This window comes from Fundicoccus ignavus (assembly GCF_009659375.1).
GTDB lineage: Bacteria > Bacillota > Bacilli > Lactobacillales > Aerococcaceae > Fundicoccus > Fundicoccus ignavus.
Window position 1 is genome coordinate 1 of sequence record NZ_WJQT01000049.1, and the last position, 1,597, is coordinate 1,597.

Genomic DNA, 1,597 nt, shown 5'->3' on the forward strand with positions numbered 1-1,597 from the left:
GAAAGACTAACTATATAAAGTCAAGCAATAAGTTGTAAAAACATTACGTTAAATTTTAGAAATTGAGGGCACACCAAATAAGCTCAAAGAGTGTATTTTTTAAAATTTACTGTAATCGAACTTCGTACGGTTCATTCTTTTTAAGTATAGCGTAAATAATGTAACAGAGTTTGCGTGAAACGGCTCCCAAGGCTGTAAGATGATGTTTACCTTCAGATCTTTTCTTATCGTAAAATGCTTTTAATACTGGATCGTATCTTGAGGCTACTAATGCAGCAGAAAATAAAGCCTTTCTAAGATAAGGAGAGCCTCGTTTACTCATAACGTTATGGGTTCCTTCGAACTCACCCGATTGTCTTACAGACGCGTCAATACCGGCATAGGCAACTAATTTAGCTGGTGAGGAGAATTTGTTTATATCACCGATTTCTCCTAGTATTGTCGCACCGTTAATTGGACCGATACCTGGGATTGTTTCTATCACAGAATCAATATCATCCATAATCTTTTTAATTTCTTTTTCTGTATCTGTTATTTGCTTTTCAAGAAATTTCAACTGTTCAATCATTGAACGTAATTGGAATGTGAATGCTTCCTGGGCAAATTTAATTCCAAAGGAGTGTGAGGCAGCGGTTTTTAGTTCTTCAGCTTTCTTCATACCTAAGCGATTTCTACTGGCTTCCCCCAATAAATCAGCTAGGGTCCCTGCAGAAATATGATTGATAGCATCAGGAGAACTCAGTTCTAACAAAACTTCCTTTGATGCTTTTCCAAAAATGCCCACTTTACTAAAAAGTGTATCGTATTCTGGAAACACCTGATCTAATACTGCGATAATTTTCCGTTTAAAGTCACTAGCGGTACCGACAAGATAGGTTCGGTAGCGAGAGAGTTGTTTTAATGAAAAGATATTCTCATCTGATAGAGAGGTTTCTACAAACGTTCCATAGCGGATGAGATCGGCGATTAATACAGAATCGATAATGTCATTTTTTCGCTTACGAATCTCGGTTCCTTTACGCCAGCCATCGGTTTGAATAGGATTAATAACATGAGTGTTAAAGTTAAATTCATCCAAAAAGGAGAAAAGGGACAGCCAGTAATGACCCGTCGCTTCCATTCCCACTTTAAATTGATCAACGGTGGATATAGAGGTAACTTTTTGGAGAAGTTTTTCTCCACCTTCAGATGAATTGGGGAACGAAAAGCCTTTGATTACTACTTTTCCTTCTTCATTCATAACAGAAGCTACATGACTTCGTTTGCCAATATCAATACCTAAAAAGAACATTTCAACACCTTCTTCAACTAATTTTGGATTGAATAGCCACTCGTCTGAAAAGCGTCACTACCTTGTTATAGATACGGAGTAAAGCACAAAGCTTTCAACATCTAACTCATTCGCAATCAGCTTATCAGAGAGAGGAACCAGTCTTTCGATTACGAGTTCAAGGACTCAAGGATGAAACGGCTAGCCTCTCAATCCAATAAACTAATTATCTCATATCTTAGGAGATGAGGTAATCGAAAAGAGGTTCATAGGGTTATCCAGTAAAAACCGGAAGGTTAAAACCCTAAATATAATATACAAGGATGA

At 37.2% G+C, this 1,597-nt stretch carries 1 protein-coding gene; it reads right to left on the reverse strand.

Translation table 11 applies throughout. The features are described from left to right. Positions 1-106 precede the first annotated feature (106 nt). Positions 107-1,291, reverse strand: a complete 1,185-nt coding sequence (locus GF867_RS13585; protein ID WP_153833620.1) for an IS110 family RNA-guided transposase — start codon at positions 1,289-1,291, stop codon at positions 107-109. Between the last annotated feature and the right edge of the window lie 306 nt (positions 1,292-1,597).

Coding starts and splice junctions, on each gene's coding strand:
- GF867_RS13585 (WP_153833620.1), bottom strand. CDS start 1,291: ATGTTCTTTTTAGGTATTGATATTGGCAAACGAAGTCATGTAGCTTCT.